Source organism: Mesorhizobium sp. NZP2298 (genome assembly GCF_013170825.1).
Classification (GTDB): Bacteria; Pseudomonadota; Alphaproteobacteria; order Rhizobiales; family Rhizobiaceae; genus Mesorhizobium.
This window is the reverse complement of the sequence record NZ_CP033365.1, coordinates 3,868,737-3,886,174: the sequence shown is the minus strand read 5'-3', so window position 1 is coordinate 3,886,174 and position 17,438 is coordinate 3,868,737. Positions and strand designations below refer to the sequence as shown.

Sequence of the window (17,438 nt, the reverse complement as noted above, 5' to 3'; positions counted from 1 at the left end):
TCGAGGACCGCGCCGGCTTGATTGATTGATCGGCGCCTAGCGCGAGACGAAGCAGTTGCCGCCAGCCGCCTTGTAGCTGGTGCACAGGTTGATGGCATCGTTGCGCGACTGGGCCGCGACGCGGACGCGGTAGAACGTGCCCTTGCCGGCGATCTCGGCCTTGACGATGTTGGCGGTGCGACCGGCAAGCACGCTGCCATAGCGGCGCTGCAGGTCCTGGTAGGTCGACTGGGCGCTTTCCACCGTAGGCTGCGAAGCAACCTGCATCGACCACGAACCGCCACCGGTCGCCGTGGTTGCCGGATCGATGGAAGCGACCTGATCGGGCTTGACCTCGCCGACGACGTCGACCGGCTGGTCGGATGGGCGCTGCGGCGCGATCGCAACCTTGGCCGGGGTGTTTGCCGACTGGGCCTTGGCCGGTTTGGCTGCCGGCTTGAGAGCCGGTTCGTCGTCCGACTGGGCGGCGGCAGGCGCCACGGTGCCGGTCTGATCGGCATCGGCAGACGGCGCGACATGCTGCGGCGCCGGATCGGTCGGCTCAGCAGCCGCGACCTGCGGTGTGGCGGGCGCCGGGTCCTCGCGCGGCACCAGCGAGCCATCCGACTTGACAACCATGGTCCGCACCTTGCGCGGCGCAACGGCGACGACATCGGTGTTGGTGCCCTTGTCGGCATCCTGCAGCACCTGCGCGATGCGATCCTCGGACTTGGGCGCCGGCGCCGCATTGTCGGCCGGAGCCGCATTGGCGGTGGGCGAGGCGTTGCCGTCGTCGGCTCCGCCAACGGCAGCACTCTGGTCAGGAGAAAGATCTATGGCGCGGGCCGGATCCTTTGCCTGCACGTCCACCGGCACCTCGGTGTTGGTGACAAGCTTCTGCTGCACCGGTTCGGCGGGTTTCGCGCCCTTGACCACCGCGTCGTAGACCTTGTTGTCCTGGTTCGGCACCACGGTGCCGCCCGGATTTTCCGGCTTGACCTTGATCGGCGAATTGTCGGCCTTGACGATCACCGGAGCTTCGCTGCCGCCCTTGCCGCCGAAGGACAACGCAAAGGCGCCAAGACCGCCCGCGACCGCAACGGCGCCGACGATCGCAGCGATGAACAGGCCGCGACGGCCCGACGACGTGGCCGCTTCCCGCTCGCCGAGACCCGGAACGGACATGGCCTCGTCCAGTTCGGGGTCGTAGTCGAGTTCATCGACGGTGAAATCGTCCGCCTGCGAGACCGGCTGGCTGCCGGGCAGATTGTCGAGATCGAAGCCTTCCGAGGCATCGGCATAGCCAGTGTTCGCCGCAGCACGAGCAGGCGTTTCCGCCGGCCGCGCCGCATAGGTCCGCGCTTCAGTGTGATAGGCAGGCTTGGCTTCTTCGTATGCCGGCGCCTGGTATCCCGTATTGGACCTCTCATATCCCGGATTGAGACTCTCATATCCCGGATTGGGCTTCTCATATCCCGAATTGAATCCGGCATTGTAGGATTCGTCGGCATAGGCAGCGCTGCTTGCGGGAGCAGCTGGAGCAGGCGCGACCTCCACCGAATTCATTTCCGTCAGAAGGCTGGCGAACTCGGCGTCGAGATCGTCATAGCCAGGCGAGGCCGGCTCATCTTCCTCGAAATGCAGTTCCGGAATGTCGAGATCGTCCGCCAGCGCCACGACGCGCTCCGGCACATCGACAGTTTCGACATCGGGCATCTCTTCATAGCGCGACGGCTGTCGCGGCTGCGGTGTGGATACAGGGGCTGCATGGGCAGCAGCCGCAACCGGCTCGGGCGCGCGATAGGTCGGCACCACAGCCACTGCCGGGGCCACTTCCGGTGCGGCGGCCCTGGCCGCCATCGAAGCGGCCGGCTGCGTGGCAAATGCCGGCTGCTGGGGAACTGGTGTCACGCGGCTCCACGAACGGGTTGGCTCCGTCGGCACTGAGCGTTCAGCCAGCCAATCGAAGGAATCGGCCTGATCCTGCTCGGAAGCTGTCTCGTGGCGCGCATCGAGACTCCTGGCCAGGGCCGCATCGAACGCATCATCGTCGAGATCGACATGGTCAGCGGCATCCGAACCAAGATCCTGGCCCTGAATTTCGTCGAGCAGCAGATTGTCGAGGTCGGCATCGGCGGCGTGAACGCCACTCGAAGGATGCGGATTCTCGGGCGCATGGTCGTCAAGATCCCAGTCGAGATCGCCAACGAGATCGGCAGGTTCCTCGGAGACCTTCGCCGGTGCGGCGACATGGACCTGAGGGAGAGCAACAGCCGGCTGGGCTACAACAGGCCGAGCAACGACAGGCTCGTTGACCGGCGGCGGCGTGCGCGCCGTCATCGCGCCCAGAAGCGCGTTCAATTCGTCTTCGAGGCTCCGTTCGTCCGCTGCGTTGGCCCGCACCGGCTCGGCCATGACCGCCGCCGGGGCCATCGGCTGGACCGCAGCCGCAACCTCGGCGACCGGCTCTTCGGCAGGCTCGGCGAACGCATCGTCCAAAGTCAGATCGAAAGCATCATCCGAAACGGCTTCGGGGCCTGAGAACTCACCTTCCGGGTTCACGGCATCGGCGAGCACGTCGTGCGCATCCGCTGCGTCAAAGGCCACCGGCTCGTCTGCCTGAACGTCAAAATCCATGTCGACATCAGCCATGGCGTCGTCGAAATGACCCGTGAAATCCTCGTCGGAAGTCGCCTGGGCCTCATTCGCAACGGCCGGTGCCGGCTCCGAATAGTCGACCGCGGTCGCAGCCACATGGCGCTGATCCGCCGGATGGTCGTCAAGCATCAGCTCATCTTCGAGCGAAAGCGCGACCGCATCGTCGAATTGATGATCGGGCTCCACAGCCGCCGGCACTTCGGCCACCGCATGCCGAGCTTCGACGGTATCGTCCTCGATGTGGAAATCCTGATCGAGCGACGCGGCAAGCTCGTCCTCCATCGGCAGATCGTCTTCGAAGGGCGAAACGTCTTCCAGCGAACTGGCAACGGCATTGTCGAAATCGGCGTCGAAGGCAGGTTCGACGGATGGCGCGGCTTCGGCAGCGTGAGGATTGGCATGGCTGGCGACCAGCCCCTGCTCATCGGCACCCGTGAAGTCCAGATGGAAGTCGTCGTCTAGCGACAGCGCAAGGCCATCGTCGGCCGCGTGCGTGGCCGCCGTTTCGAATGTCGGCTCATGAACCTCGACGGATGGAGCGGCCGCACTGTCGCCAGTGTCGAACTCGCCCATCAACTCCTTTTCGAGGTCGATGTCGAAATCGTCCTCCTGCACGGGCTGGTTGGCGACAGGAGCCTGTACCGGCGCCTGCTGCTTGACCGGCTGGCGCGGGTCGAATCCCATGATCCTGGTCAGTTCCGCGAACGGATCATCGTCAGCGATGTCGTTGTTGTCGGCTACTCTCAGCTGGGTTCTGTCTGCCATTATTGTTCCCGAACTCGCACTCATTCGGACGCCATGGACGTCGCGCAGGGTTGGCCCTTACCAGCGCAATGTGGGCAAAAGGTGACAGGTTTTTTAGTCAAACCTAACGCATTTCGGTGGGCGCTGCGGCTCCGATCAACGTCAGGCCGGACGTCAGAACGTCCGAAACAGCCTGCACCAGCCCTAGTCTGGCATGAGTCAATTGTCGGTCGTTAACCTTAACAAAACGTAAGTCCGGATTATCCGTGCCCCGGTTCCAGTGTCCATGGAAACTGGAAGCCAGATCATAGAGGTAAAATGCCAGCCTATGCGGCTCCAGCGCAAGAGCGGCGGATTCGATCAGGCGTGGATATTCGGCGAGCTTGCGGATCAGGCCGATCTCGCCCTCGTCGGTCAGCGACGCGACGGCGGCCGCCAGGCTGCCGCGGTCGAAATTCGCCTCGCCCAATTGCTCGCTTGCCTGCCGGAACACCGAATGGCAGCGCGCCGAAGCGTACTGCACGTAAAACACCGGATTGTCCTTGGATTGCTCGGTGACCTTGGCGAAGTCGAAATCGAGCGGTGCATCGCTTTTGCGGAACAGCATCATGAAGCGCACCGCGTCGCGGCCCACCTCTTCAATGACTTCGCGCGCGGTGATGAAATTCCCAGCCCTTTTTCCCATACGGACCGGCTCGCCGTCGCGAAATAGCTTGACCAGATTGCAAAGCAGGACCGTGAGCTTCACGTCGTCGCCGGCAATCGCCCGCGCCAAGGCCTCCAGCCGCTTGACGTAGCCGCCATGGTCGGCGCCAAGCACGTAGATCAGGTCGACGAAGCCGCGATCGACCTTGTCCTTCAGATACGCCACATCGGCGGCGAAATAGGTGAACGAGCCGTCGGACTTGACCAGCGCCCGGTCCATGTCGTCGCCGACCGCCGTCGAGCGGAACAGCGTCTGCTCGCGGTCTTCCCAGTCGTCCGGCTTCTCGCCCTTGGGCGGCGGCAGCTTGCCCTTGTAGATATGGCCCTTCAGCGTCAGATCATTGATCGCCAGGCGGATTTTCCTGGCATTGTCGGCGTGCAGCGTGCGTTCGGAGAAGAACACGTCGTGATGCACGTTGAGCAGCGCCAGATCATCGCGAATCATCGCCATCATCGCGTCGATTGCGCGGTCTTTGACGATGGCCAGCGCCTCATCCTCCGGCATTTGGAGCAGGCTGCGGCCGAATTCTTTCGCCAGCGCCTGGCCGAGAGGAACCAAGTAATCACCTGGATACAGGCCGGCCGGTATCTCGCCGATCTCGTCGCCGAGCGCCTCTCGATACCGCAGTATGACCGAGCGGCCGAGCACGTCGATCTGTCCGCCGGCATCATTGATGACATATTCCTTGGTCACGTCGTAACCGGCAAACGCCATCAGATTGGCGAGCGCGTCGCCCACCACGGCGCCCCGGCAATGGCCGACATGCATCGGCCCCGTCGGGTTGGCCGAGACATATTCGACATTGGTTTTCCGGCCGGCGCCGATCGTCGAGCGGCCATAATCGCGGCCCTCGCCCAGAAGTGCCGACAGATGAGCCTGCCAGAAACCGTCCTTCAGCCTCAGATTGACGAAGCCGGGACCGGCGACGTCGACGGCGGCGACATCCTTGTCGCCCCGAAGCGCCAGTGCCAGCCTTTCGGCCAGCGCGCGCGGGTTCTGGCCGGTGGGCTTGGCCAACACCATTGCCGCATTGGTCGCGAGATCGCCATGGCTGGGGTCGCGCGGCGGTTCGACGGCAATGCGCGACAGGTCAGGCGAAACGCCGTCCTTGTCTTTCAGATCAAGCGCTTCGACAGCCTTTGTGACTCGCGCGGTGAAATCGGCGAAGATGTTCATGGGTATTGCTCTGGCGGCTTTATGGTGAATCCGGCTCGTTGGCCGGCAAAATCGCGCCCGCCCTAGCTCAAATCCGGGGTGCGGTCAAACAAACGCCGATGTTCCTTGAGCGCGTAGGTGTCGGTCATCCCTGCCAGGAAATCGGCCACGCTGCGCGCCTTGATGCGGTCCTCGGCCCGGTCCAGCCCCTCGCGCCAGCCGTCGGGCATGGCGCGCGGATCGGCGAAATAGACGTCGAACAGGTCCCTGACGATCTGCTCGGCGCCGGCGCGCACCCGCATCACCTCCTTGTGCCGATAGAGGTGCTTGTAGAGAAAGGCCTTCAGTTCCTTCTCGGCCGCGGCCATCTCGGTGGAAAAGGCCACCATCGTCTCGCCGGCCGCCCTCACAGCATCGGCATTGCGCGGGCCGACACGCTCCAGATTGGCGGTCGCGGAAACGATGACATCCTCGACCATGGCGGTGATCTGCCGCCGCATCAGTTCGTGGCCGGTGCGCACGCCATCGAGCGCCGGATAGCGTTGGCGCACCCCCCGCAGGATCGCTCCCGGCAGCGAGACGGCCTCCAGCATGTCGAGCGTCAGCAGCCCTGCCCGCAAGCCGTCGTCGATGTCATGCGTATTGTAGGCGATATCGTCCGCGATGGCGGCGCACTGCGCCTCGATGCCGGCGAAGTGGTCCAGTTCGAGATCCTGCAGCTCTGAGTAATCGCGGATCGCCTGCGGCACCGGCCCTTTCAGGCCCTTGCCGCTGCTGTCCGTCAGCGGGCCATTGTGCTTGACCAGGCCTTCCAGCGTCTCCCAGCTCAAGTTCAGCCCGTCGAATTCGGCGTAGCGCGCTTCCAGCCGGGTCACGATACGCAGCGATTGCGCATTGTGATCGAAACCGCCCCAGGCGGCCATCTTGTCGTTCAGCGCGTCCTCGCCGGTGTGGCCGAAAGGCGTGTGGCCGAAATCATGCACCAGCGCCACAGCTTCGGCCAGATCCTCGTCGCCACGCAGCGCCCGCGCCAGAGCACGCGCGATCTGGGCCACCTCGATCGAATGGGTCAGCCTTGTGCGATAATGGTCGCCTTCATGGGCGATGAAGACCTGGGTCTTGTGCTTGAGTCGCCGGAACGCCGTCGAATGGATGATGCGGTCGCGGTCGCGCTGGAACGGCGTGCGGGTCGGGCTTTCGACCTCGTCGAACAGCCGGCCGCGCGAGCGCGCCGGATCCGTGGCATAGGCCGCGCGCGGCCGGTAGCCGAATCCGATGTCGCCCAACTCGTTGGTCATGGTCGATGCCGCAGGTTGACTGGTCTAGTTGACTTGGCCGCTTGCGCTTCATACCTATCATGTGAAACCGAAAGCAAGGTGACGCCCATGGGCGCGGATGCCAAGACCGCCATGAAAGTCGATATGACCGAGGCCGCCGCCAAGCGGATCGCCAGGATTGTCTCTAACGAGGCCGGCAAGACGGCGTTGCGCGTTTCCGTCGAAGGCGGCGGTTGCTCCGGCTTTTCCTACAAGTTCGATCTGGTCGATACACGCAACGACGATGACGTCGCCATCGAGAAGGATGGCGCCACGGTGCTGATCGACGATTTGTCTCTGGTCTATATGGGCGGGTCGGTGATCGACTTCGTCGACGACCTGATGGGCCAGTCGTTCCAGATCCGCAATCCGAACGCGGTCGCCTCCTGCGGCTGCGGCACCAGTTTCTCCATCTAGCGGCATGCCTGCCGTCGGCGCGGTCCGTCAGGTCGCGCTGTCGGCCGGACGCGATCTTGATTCGACGCTCGCCTTCTGGCGCGAGGTGCTCGGCATGAATGTGCATGCCCGCTTCGACCCACCGGGCATCGCTTTCATCATGGCAGGCGCCGTACGGCTGCTGTTCACCGACGGCATACCCGCCGGCACGGTCTATCTCGACATAACGGGCCTCGAAGCCTTCCACGCCGGGGCAAAAGCCGCGGGCGTCCCCTTCACCGCGCCGCCGGCGCTCGTGCATCGCGATACCGAGGGCCAGTTCGGTCCGGCGGGGGAAAGCGAGTGGATGGCCTTCCTAAAGGACCCGGCAGGCAATACGATCGGCCTGGTCGAACGCCATCCAGCGCAAGAACCCTCAGAATAAGCACCGAGAGCGTCATGAAAATCGTCACCTGGAACATCAACGGCGTTCGCGCCCGCATCGGCAACCTCACCCATTGGTTGACCGAAAGCGCGCCCGACATCGTTTGCCTGCAGGAGATCAAGACGGTCGACGAGCAGTTCCCGCGCGCCGAGATCGAGGCGCTTGGCTACAATGTCGAAACTCATGGCCAGAAGGGTTTCAACGGCGTGGCGCTGCTGTCGAAGCTGCGCTTTGACGAAGTCATCAGAGGGTTGCCGGGTGACGACACCGACGAGCAGGCGCGCTTCATCGAAGGCGTCTTCTCGACCGACAAGGGCGCGCTTCGCGTCGCCTCCCTCTATCTGCCGAATGGCAATCCGATCGATGACGACAAGAAGTTTCCTTACAAGCTGTCCTGGATGGCCCGTCTGGAACGCTGGGCAGAAGAACGGCTGAGACTGGAAGAGGCACTCGTGCTGGCCGGCGACTATAACGTCATTCCCGAGCCGATCGATGCGCGCTTCCCGGAGAACTGGCTGGGCGACGCGCTGTTCCAGCCGCAGACGCGGCAGGCGTTCCGGCGGCTGCTCAATCTCGGCTTCACCGAAGCGGTGCGCGCGGTGACCGATGCGCCCGACACCTACACCTTCTGGGACTATCAGGCCGGTGCCTGGCAGAAGAACAACGGCATCCGCATCGACCATCTGCTGCTGTCGCCGGAAGCCGCCAACCGATTCTCGTCGGCCTCGATCGAAAAGCATGTGCGCGCCTGGGAAAAGCCATCCGATCATGTGCCGGTGGCGATCGATCTCGCGCTGCAGCCAGCCTGACCAGCCCCTTCCGCCATCGAATCGCCCCGGCTTTGTATCGCCACAAATCAGGCGCATGATGTAGAACCATCATGGCGGCGGGGGTTTCCATGACTTTTCGATTCGTTGCTTGTCCGATCGGCTTGGCATTCGCCACGGTCGTCATGCTGCCGGCCTTCGCCGCCCCGGAATGTCTCGCCAATGGAAAATCCTATCGGGTCGGTCAGGTCGCCTGCCTGACGGTTGCCGACCAGAGCCATCTGGCGCGCTGCGACATGGTGCTCAACAACACATCCTGGACCAAGGTCGGCGACAGCTGCCCCGAAAACAAGATGGCGCCGCACCTGCATGTCACGCCGATCTCGACGCCCGCGCCAAGCATGGTGCCGACGGAACCGACCGAAAATTGATTTTTCCCGATAGCTGATCTCCCTCGGGGGAAGATCACCCTTACTGGTCTGCGTTGGCGGTGCCCTTGGTAAGGATATCATCCGCCAGCGAAATCGCCGTGCGGCGATCAGCTTCACCGGCCGCGGCAAAAGCCTCTTCCTGCATGCCTCGGATCCAGGGCTGGTCGGCCGGCGACGCGCGTTCGAGCGCCGCGGTCATCATCGCCAAGCCGCGAACGATCTTGCCGCTCTGGAACAAGAGATGGCCAAGCGTCGCTTGCGCGCCGGCATGGCCCTTCTCGGCGGCGAGCTGGAACCAGCGCCCGGCCTGCTTGACGCTGGCCTTCACGCCGCCCTCGCCTTTCAGAAACATCTGCCCCATCTCGAACTGGGCGTTCGGGTTGCGGTAGTTGGCGGCGGCGCGCATGTAATATTCCTGCGCGGCCACCTCGTTCTCGGTGACCGGACTGCCCGGAATGCCCTTGCGCAGATAGTCGCCGAGCGCCACCAGCGCGTCCGACACGTAGCTTTCCTCTGGAGAACCGGGCTCGACATCCTGGTCGACGATTTCCGAGAAGAACTTGAACGCCTCATAGTCGTCGCGGGCCACGCCATCGCCCTCGGCATACATGCGCGCAAGCTTCCAGGTGGCGCCAATCTGGCCGTTTTCGGCGGCGTACTTATAGGCCTCGGCGGCCTGTTCCTTGTGGCCGTTCTTGTAGGCGGAGAAGCCGAACTGGAACACTGCCCATGGACTGGACTGCGGCTTCACGCCGGTCTTGTCGTCGAACACCTTGTCGTCGAAGGCCAAAGCCTGGCCCACGGCGCCAAAGATCGCAACAGCGACCAGTGCCGGAAGGACAGATGACCTCAACAACTCAGATATCCGCATAACAGTGTGTTTCTTTCGCACCGCCCGGATGGGTGACCGCACCATCCCTGGCAGACCCGACCGTCTGCGCGTATTTCCATATCGCGCCCGACTGGTAGTCGGTCGTGCGCGCCTTCCATGTCTTTGCCCGCGCCGCCAGTTCGGCGTCGGTCAGCGCCACTTCGATCGTGCCGTTCACGGCATCGATCGAGATCATGTCGCCATCCCGGATGAGACCGATCGGACCGCCAACCGCCGCTTCCGGCCCGACATGGCCGATGCAGAAGCCGCGCGTCGCGCCCGAGAAGCGGCCGTCGGTGATCAGCGCCACCTTGCCGCCCATGCCCTGGCCGTAGAGGGCCGCCGTCGTCGACAGCATCTCACGCATGCCTGGGCCGCCGCGCGGTCCTTCATAGCGGATGACGAGAACCTCGCCTTCCCTGTAGTTGCGATGCGTCACCGCCTCGAAACATTCTTCTTCCGAATCGAAGCAGCGCGCCGGGCCGGAGAATTTCAACTCCGCCATGCCCGCGACCTTCACGATCGCGCCTTCGGGGGCAAGGTTTCCCTTCAACCCCACGACACCGCCGGTTTGGGTAATTGGTCTGTTGGCCGGGCGGACCACATCCTGGTGTTCATTCCAGGCAACGTGCTCCATATTTTCGGCCAAAGTACGGCCAGTGACCGTCAGGCAGTCGCCATGCAGATAGCCGTGGTCGAGCAGCGTCTTCATCAACAGCGGAATGCCGCCGGCCTCGAACATGTCCTTGGCGACATATTTTCCGCCGGGCTTGAGATCGGCGATGTAAGGCGTCTTCTCGAAGATTTTCGCCACGTCGAACAGGTCGAACTTGATGCCCGCCTCATGCGCGATCGCCGGCAGATGCAGCGCTGCGTTGGTCGAGCCGCCGGTGGCCGAAACCACGGTCGCCGCATTCTCCAGCGCCTTCAGCGTGACGATGTCGCGCGGCCGGATGTTCTTGGCGATCAGCTCCATGATCTTTTCGCCGGAGGCGAAATTGAAACGGTCGCGCATTTCGTAAGGGGCCGGCGCGCCGCAGGAATAAGGCAGCGCCAAGCCGATCGCCTCGGCGACGGTAGCCATGGTGTTGGCGGTGAACTGGGCGCCGCAGGAGCCGGCCGAGGGACAGGCGGCCTGCTCGATCTCGAGCAGTTCGGCATCACCGATCGTACCGACCGAATGCTGGCCGACCGCCTCGAACACATCCTGTACGGTGATCTGTCGGCCGCGATAGCTGCCGGGCAGGATCGAACCGCCATAGATGAAGATCGACGGCACGTTGAGCCGCACCATGGCCATCATCATGCCTGGCAGCGACTTGTCGCAGCCAGCGAGGCCGACCAGTGCATCATAGCAATGGCCGCGCATGGTGAGTTCGACCGAATCGGCGATGACCTCGCGCGACACCAGCGAAGACTTCATGCCTTGGTGGCCCATGGCGATGCCGTCGGTGACGGTGATGGTGCAGAATTCGCGCGGCGTGCCATTGGCGGCCGCCACCCCCTTCTTGACCACCTGCGCCTGGCGCATCAGCGAGATGTTGCAGGGGGCGGCTTCGTTCCAGCACGAGGCTACGCCGACCAGCGGCTGCGCGATCTCGGCGGCGGAAAGCCCCATGGCATAGAGATAGGACCGGTGCGGCGCGCGCGCCGGACCGACAGTCACATGGCGGCTAGGGAGCTTAGCCTTTGAAATGACCTTGGCGTCCATTCTCATCCTTGCCGCGGGCGGTGCGGCCTGCCTCGTCGCCGGGCCTTTTGGCACGTGTCCCGAGACAGGTTCGAGGTGCGCCGGGTTTATGGCGGGAAATAGGCAATTTCCTCGGCCTGACTTTTAGCGCAGGGGTTGTTCAGAAAGTGTTGCCAAAACGTCACAATCGCACGAGGCAGTCCCAGTGCGGCTTCCATGCAACGCAGCTTGGATAGCAGCATCACCAACAATGCCCGCGCAAACGAAAAAGGCCGGGCAATTACCGGACTTTTTCTAGTATTTTCATAGGCTTAGAACTTGATCTTGAGGCCACCTGAGATCGCGGAGACCAGATCGTTACCAAAGTCGTAGCTGACGTCCGTGCCCGCCTGAAATCCGTTCTCGCCGTTCACCACGCCCGAGTGGCCGCTGGTCAGCACGCCGATCGCGCCAGCCAGGCGCAATTCGATGTTGGGCTTGGGAGTGTAGGCGACGCCGCCGCCAATCGTCCAGGTATCGGTCTGGTCGCCATAGCCGTGCGAGGTCCCGCGGTCCCATGAAATCTGGGCCGCGCCGCTCCACTGCTCGTTGAATTGGTGGCCGATGCCGCCAGTGACTGTCCAGCCGTCACGATACATCAGATCCAGCGAGGTAACGGCCGCCGCCGAACCGGTAACGCACACAGAAGCCGGAACCCCCTGCGGGCAGATCGGGATGCTTTGCAGCAGGCTCCAGTTGACCCACTTGATTGAACCGAAAGCGAGCCAGCCAGGCGCGATGCCCGACTGCAATTTCAGTTCCAGCGAGTCCGGCATCGACTGGGTTGGGCCATATATATCGCCGACAATATTCAAGGTGCCCGCGATGTTGTCGAGCTTCACCTGCGAATTGTAGACGAGGCTGGCGCGCAGCGCGATATCAGGAATTTCGTAGGCGACGCCAACGCGCCAGCCCCAGCCGCTGCTGCTCAGGTCAACACGACCGATTGTGGTGCCCAAGGCCGGGTTCGCATAGCTCTCCTTGAAGCCGTAGACTTCCTGGTAGAAAACGCCACCGATGAAGCGAAGCTGTCCCTTGCCGACATCCATCTTGTAGGAGCAGGTGCCAGCATAGTTGTTGCTTTTGATCTGGGTGTTGATGTTGGAATAGGAGCCGTTCCAGATACCGGGGTTTGAACTCGCACCCCATGGCTGCGAATAGTCAAGCATGCAGTCAACGCCATGGCCAAGCGTTGCCTTGACGCCGACATACGGCACCCAGTAGCCCTCTGTATTACGGGCGGTACTCTTGCCCGTCAGCCCGCCGCCGGACGTGTCCGTCGCGTTCTTGAGATCGCGCTGCGGCATGACATAGGTTCCGCTGACGTCCGAAGTGAAGGGGGCCGGATCGAACAACAGGTCGATGTCGTAGCCGCCGCGCTCAAGGCCGCCAGCATGCGCCGTGTCCATCACCGTGCCTATCAAAGCAACCGAAAAGCACCCCGCCCCCAGCAGCGCTTTCAGACGCGGATCGAACATGAATCTCCTCCCCGGATTCGAGTGCAACCCAAGCAAGACCGCTTTGCATGGCTAACGCAACAAGGATTTCAAGAGGTGTACACGTACGCTTGCGGCGAAATGTACTCTCGTCACGATGTCGGGTTAACTGAACCAGGCGAAATAGCCGATTTCAGAGGCGTATCTCAAAAAAACAAGGAAAATCAGCCAAGATCTTCCAGGAATGATGCCCTGGCGGCCGATTTGGGAGCTGTTACATTATGGCAACATCATGCCAAAAAAGCTTCCGTTTACGTCAAGATCAACTTAGTTAAGCAACTGCTTTTGGAGCGACGGCGCAACCGAAAAAGAAAAGGCCGGGCATTGCCCGGCCTTTCTCCAGAGATCAACTTCGTTACCACTTGATGCTGTAGCCAGCCGACAGCGCATAGCCCCAATCACCGTCCACGGAACGGTTGAAGCCATTTCGCGGGTCGGGGCTGCCAGGTACATAACTGTTATTGTATTGGGTCTCGGAAACGGAGGCCAGATATATTGCCGCTAAGCCCAAGCGCAATTCGCCACCCAACTTATCCTTCATCGAAACACCTGTGCCGATCGTATAGCTGTCGCCGGTCAGGTCCCAACCGGTGCTGACGCCACGGTCATAGGCTGCAAAAACAGTCCCTGAGAATTGATCGTTAAACTTGTGACCGATGCCGCCGGTGACCGTCCAACCGTCGCGCCAGAAATACAGATTGCCGCTGTTCAGCGCCAACGCCGGCACGTTCAGCATCAACCTTTCCGTAACGGACCAATCCGTCCACTTCACGCTACCGTAGGCGAGCCAGCCCGGAGCGATACCGGTTTGCGCCTTGAACTCGACCGATTGAGGAAAATTGGCTTGTCCCGTTGCTCCGCCAGGAAGATCCGTCCCCTGAAAACTTGCCGCGCCGGAGGCATTGATATCGACGCCGGAACGGTACATCAATTGCGTGCGCAGCGCGATCTCCGGAATCTCGTACGCAATGCCGGCACGCCAACCGAAATTGCTGTCATGCAGGTCAACACCAAGGACCGGTATGCTTGTGCCCACAGGAGCACCGGCAACGAGATTGTAATCGGTGACTTCGTTATAAACGCCGCCAATAAGCCAGACACGCCCTTTGCTGAGATCGAACTTCAACCCGCAAGTCGCACCATATTCATACATGGTGAAGTCTTCATTCAGCTTGCCGAGCGTGCCACTCGAACGAGACCAAGTCGCGGCGCCGCCGTATGATTGCGTGAGAGTGCCGGCACAGGAGAGACTGTCCGTCAGCTTGAATTTAACGGCAGCCGATGGAATGGCGTAACTGTCTGAGTAGTTCTCCCCGACCAGATAGGGATTCATCGGGTTCACCGAATATTTTCTAGTGGGCGCGACATAGGTCACGCTGGTGCGCATATTGAAGTTGCCATCCTCGAAAAGAATATCGGTATCGGCGGTGCCGCGCGAAAAACCGCTGGCATGCGCCGAACCCATCAAAGCCAGCGAACAGCACCCCGCCCCCAATAGCGCTTTCAGTCGCAGAATGGTCATGAATCTCCTCCCCCGAATTCGAGTGCATCAAGCTAGAACCAATTCAGGTTAACGGCGCAACAACGAATTCTCGGGGCGTACATGTACATGCTCGCCGAACGCATTTTCGACAAAATACAGATAAGCGCCGCAAGGCCTAAAACGGATCGAGGCGTGCTTGTCAGACCAGGAAACAACAAAAATTCGCCCCAAAAGGCTCAAAAAAAGCCACTTTTAAGGGAGTCATGGCCCCATTGTTACATTATGGCAACAATAGGCACAAAGTTTCCGTTTACGTCAAAATTAACGTAGCGGAACGCCTGTTTTCGAGGCAGCTGACGTATGGGAATTCGCCTCATGGCATGCGCGAATCTGTCCTTCAACCGGCGTCGCGAACCCTGGTCAAAGCCACTGAAAGCTTGTCCTGCGCGTCGCGGTATTCGGCGAGCTTCTCGCGCTCGGCCTCGACAATCTCGACCGGCGCGCTGGCAACGAACCGTTCGTTGGACAGCTTCTTGTGCAGGCGCGCGATTTCCTCGGTGACCTTGGCCAGTTCCTTCTGCAACCGCGTGGCCTCGGCGGCGAGATCGATCAAGCTGCCGAGCGGCAGGCAGATCGTCGCCTCGTTGAGCACGATCTGCGCCGCGCCCTTGGGCGCTGCATCGGCGAGCGAGATGTCACCGACGCGCGCCAACCGCTTGATCGCCGAGTCCTCGCGAACCAGCCGCTCACGCGTGAGATCGTTGGCGCCGACCACGACGAGTGGTGCTATCGCCGCCGGCGGCACATTCATTTCCGAACGCACCGAGCGAATGCCGGAGACGAGGTCGACCAGCCAATTGATGTCGGCGGCGGCATCCGCGTCCTCGAAATCCGGCGCCGGCCAGGCGGCGTGGCAAAGCAGCGAGGAGCGCTCCTTGCCCTCGCCCGCCGTCTGCGCCCACAGCTCTTCCGTCATGAACGGCATCATCGGATGCAAGAGCTTGTAGATCTCGTCGAGCACGAAGGCGACGCAGGCGCGGCTTTCGGCCTTGGCCGCCTCTTCCGCGCCCATGAACACCGGTTTCAGCAGCTCGAGATACCAGTCGCAGAACAGGTTCCAGACGAAGCGGTAGGCCGCCCCGGCCGCTTCATTGAAGCGGTATGAGGTGATGCCGTCCGTGACCTCGCGCGCCGCGCGTGTCAGTTCGGTCAGGATCCAGCGGTTGACCGCCAGCTTGGCATCGTTCAGCCAGAAATCGTCATTGCGGGCGACTTCGTTCATCTCGGCGAAGCGCGTTGCGTTCCACAGCTTGGTGCCGAAATTGCGATAGCCGGCGATGCGCGCCGGATCGAGCTTCACGTCGCGCCCCTGTGCCGCCATCACCGCCAGCGTGAAGCGCAGCGCGTCGGCGCCGTACTCGTCGATGAGGTCGAGCGGGTCGATGACGTTGCCTTTCGACTTCGACATCTTGGCGCCGTTCTTGTCGCGAACCAGCGCGTGCACATAGACGGTATGGAACGGCTCCTCGTCCATGAAGTGCAGGCCCATCATCATCATGCGGGCAACCCAGAAGAAGATGATGTCGAAGCCGGTCACCAGCACGTCGGTCTGGTAATAGGTCTTCAGTTCAGGCGTCTGGTCCGGCCAGCCCAAGGTTGAGAACGGCCAAAGTGCCGAGGAGAACCAGGTATCGAGCACGTCCTCGTCGCGGGTCAGGATCTCGCCGGGCTTGAAGTTCTCCAGCTTGTCCTCGACCCAGGCCTTCCACGGACCTTCAAGCGCCAGATAATATTCGATCGCCGCGCTCAGCGCCTCTTCCTCCGACTTCTCGACGAAGACGCGTCCGTCCGGCCCGTACCAGGCCGGGATCTGGTGACCCCACCACAGCTGGCGCGAGATGCACCAGGGCTGAATGTTCTCCATCCAGTCGAAATAGGTTTTTTCCCAGTTCTTCGGCACGAAGTTGGTGCGGCCCTCGCGCACCGAGGCGATCGCCGGCTTGGCGAGTTCGGCGGCGTTGGCATACCACTGCTCGGTCAGGAACGGTTCGATCGGCACACCGCCGCGGTCGCCATGCGGCACGGCATGGCGATGCGGCTCGACCTTGTCGAGGAAACCGCCGGCTTCCATCAGCTCGACGATCTTCTTGCGCGCGACGAAACGGTCGAGCCCGTCGAGCTCGTCCCAGACAGCCTGGCGCTCCGGCGTCACCTCGAGGCCGGCGAGGAAGTCCTCATTGTCCTTCAACTTGATGGCGGCTTCGACGGTCAGGATGTTTATCGCCGGCAATTTGTGGCGCTTGCCGACCTCGAAGTCGTTGAAATCATGCGCCGGCGTGATCTTGACCGCGCCCGAGCCCTTTTCGGGATCGGAATACTCGTCCGCCACGACAGGGATCTTCCTGCCGACGATCGGCAGCACCACGTTCTTGCCGACCAGATGCCGGAAGCGCTCGTCATCGGGGTGAACCGCGACCGCCGTGTCGCCCAGCATCGTCTCGGGGCGCGTGGTGGCCACGATGATGAAGGTCTTGGGGTCTTCCGGGTCGAAGGCCGCCCCCTCGATCGGATAGCGGAAATGCCAGAGATTGCCGTTGACTTCCTGCTGCTCGACCTCGAGATCGGAAATAGCGGTCAGCAGCTTCGGATCCCAGTTCACAAGGCGCTTGTCCTTGTAGATCAGCCCCTCCTTGTAGAGGGTGACGAAGACTTCGAGCACGGCCTTGGACAGGCCCTCGTCCATGGTGAAGCGCTCTCTGCTCCAGTCGGCCGAGGCGCCGAGCCGCTTCAATTGGTTGAAGATCGCGCCGCCGGATTCGGCCTTCCACTCCCACACTTTCTCGATGAATTCCTCGCGCGTCAGGTCGCGGCGATGGATCTGCTTTTCCATCAGCTGGCGCTCGACCACCATCTGCGTGGCAATGCCGGCATGGTCCATGCCCGGCTGCCACAGCACGTTCTTGCCGCGCATGCGCTCGAAGCGGATCAATATGTCCTGCAGCGTGTTGTTGAGCGCATGGCCCATATGCAGCGAGCCGGTGACGTTCGGCGGCGGGATGACGATGGTGAAGGCCTCGGCACCCTCCTCGGCGCCTGCGCCGGCGCGGAAGGCGTCCGCCTCTTCCCAGACTTTGGCGATCTTCGGCTCGACGGTCTTTGCGTCGTAGGTCTTTTCAAGCATGGGGAAATGGTCCGCGCTGTCGGGATTTTTGCTGGTTCGGTGTAAATCGGAAGGTCTTGGCCAAGTCAACCGCAAGGCCCGCTTCGGTTCATGAGAAGCAGA

The 17,438-nt window shown here is 62.1% G+C and carries 13 protein-coding genes; 5 read left to right on the top strand and 8 right to left on the bottom strand.

Annotated elements, in window-relative coordinates:
- Positions 1–36: 36 nt before the first annotated feature.
- The 3 genes from EB231_RS18770 to EB231_RS18760 form a co-directional block, all read right to left on the bottom strand.
- A complete protein-coding gene (locus EB231_RS18770) occupies positions 37–3,402 on the bottom strand; it encodes an SPOR domain-containing protein (RefSeq protein ID WP_172350180.1) in 3,366 nt (1,121 codons plus the stop codon).
- Between the two features lie 103 nt (positions 3,403–3,505).
- Positions 3,506–5,263, bottom strand: a complete 1,758-nt coding sequence (gene argS / locus EB231_RS18765) for an arginine--tRNA ligase (protein ID WP_172350179.1) — start codon at positions 5,261–5,263, stop codon at positions 3,506–3,508.
- A gap of 62 nt (positions 5,264–5,325) precedes the next feature.
- On the bottom strand, positions 5,326–6,540 hold the full coding sequence (locus EB231_RS18760; protein ID WP_172350178.1) for a deoxyguanosinetriphosphate triphosphohydrolase: 1,215 nt from the start codon (positions 6,538–6,540) through the stop codon (positions 5,326–5,328).
- 87 nt (positions 6,541–6,627) lie between these two features.
- Here EB231_RS18760 and erpA point away from each other — a divergent pair, with 87 nt between their 5' ends.
- The 4 genes from erpA (at position 6,628) to EB231_RS18740 (ending at position 8,576) form a co-directional block, all read left to right on the top strand.
- Entirely contained in the window at positions 6,628–6,975 is a 348-nt protein-coding gene (gene erpA, locus EB231_RS18755) for an iron-sulfur cluster insertion protein ErpA (protein ID WP_013531288.1), read from the top strand.
- 4 nt (positions 6,976–6,979) lie between these two features.
- Positions 6,980–7,378, top strand: a complete 399-nt coding sequence (locus tag EB231_RS18750) for a VOC family protein (RefSeq protein WP_172350177.1) — start codon at positions 6,980–6,982, stop codon at positions 7,376–7,378.
- Between the two features lie 14 nt (positions 7,379–7,392).
- Complete coding sequence (xth, locus tag EB231_RS18745; protein ID WP_172350176.1) at positions 7,393–8,187, top strand: exodeoxyribonuclease III; 795 nt, start codon at positions 7,393–7,395, stop codon at positions 8,185–8,187.
- Between the two features lie 71 nt (positions 8,188–8,258).
- The gene (locus EB231_RS18740) at positions 8,259–8,576 is read left to right on the top strand and encodes a hypothetical protein (protein ID WP_172350175.1); all 318 of its coding nucleotides are present in this window, start codon (positions 8,259–8,261) and stop codon (positions 8,574–8,576) included.
- Between the two features lie 40 nt (positions 8,577–8,616).
- On the opposite strand, the gene EB231_RS18735 is transcribed toward EB231_RS18740, so the two are convergent.
- The 3 genes from EB231_RS18735 to EB231_RS18725 form a co-directional block, all read right to left on the bottom strand.
- Positions 8,617–9,447, bottom strand: a complete 831-nt coding sequence (locus EB231_RS18735) for a tetratricopeptide repeat protein (protein ID WP_172350174.1) — start codon at positions 9,445–9,447, stop codon at positions 8,617–8,619.
- A complete protein-coding gene (gene ilvD / locus EB231_RS18730; RefSeq protein ID WP_172350173.1) occupies positions 9,434–11,158 on the bottom strand; it encodes a dihydroxy-acid dehydratase in 1,725 nt (574 codons plus the stop codon). Before ilvD ends, EB231_RS18735 begins: the two co-directional genes overlap by 14 nt.
- Positions 11,159–11,448: 290 nt before the next feature.
- On the bottom strand, positions 11,449–12,654 hold the full coding sequence (locus tag EB231_RS18725) for an OmpP1/FadL family transporter (protein WP_172350172.1): 1,206 nt from the start codon (positions 12,652–12,654) through the stop codon (positions 11,449–11,451).
- Positions 12,655–12,729: 75 nt separating this feature from the next.
- Here EB231_RS18725 and EB231_RS18720 point away from each other — a divergent pair, with 75 nt between their 5' ends.
- Positions 12,730–13,038: a hypothetical protein gene (locus EB231_RS18720; protein WP_172350171.1), complete on the top strand. Its 309-nt coding sequence runs from the start codon at positions 12,730–12,732 to the stop codon at positions 13,036–13,038.
- Here EB231_RS18720 and EB231_RS18715 read toward each other — a convergent pair.
- Both EB231_RS18715 and EB231_RS18710 read right to left on the bottom strand, forming a co-directional pair.
- Complete coding sequence (locus tag EB231_RS18715) at positions 13,028–14,194, bottom strand: outer membrane protein transport protein (protein ID WP_172350170.1); 1,167 nt, start codon at positions 14,192–14,194, stop codon at positions 13,028–13,030. The two genes, EB231_RS18720 and EB231_RS18715, sit on opposite strands and share 11 nt — an antisense overlap.
- Before the next feature lie 358 nt (positions 14,195–14,552).
- Positions 14,553–17,336, bottom strand: coding sequence for a valine--tRNA ligase (locus EB231_RS18710; RefSeq protein ID WP_172350169.1), 2,784 nt, complete (start codon positions 17,334–17,336; stop codon positions 14,553–14,555).
- Between the last annotated feature and the right edge of the window lie 102 nt (positions 17,337–17,438).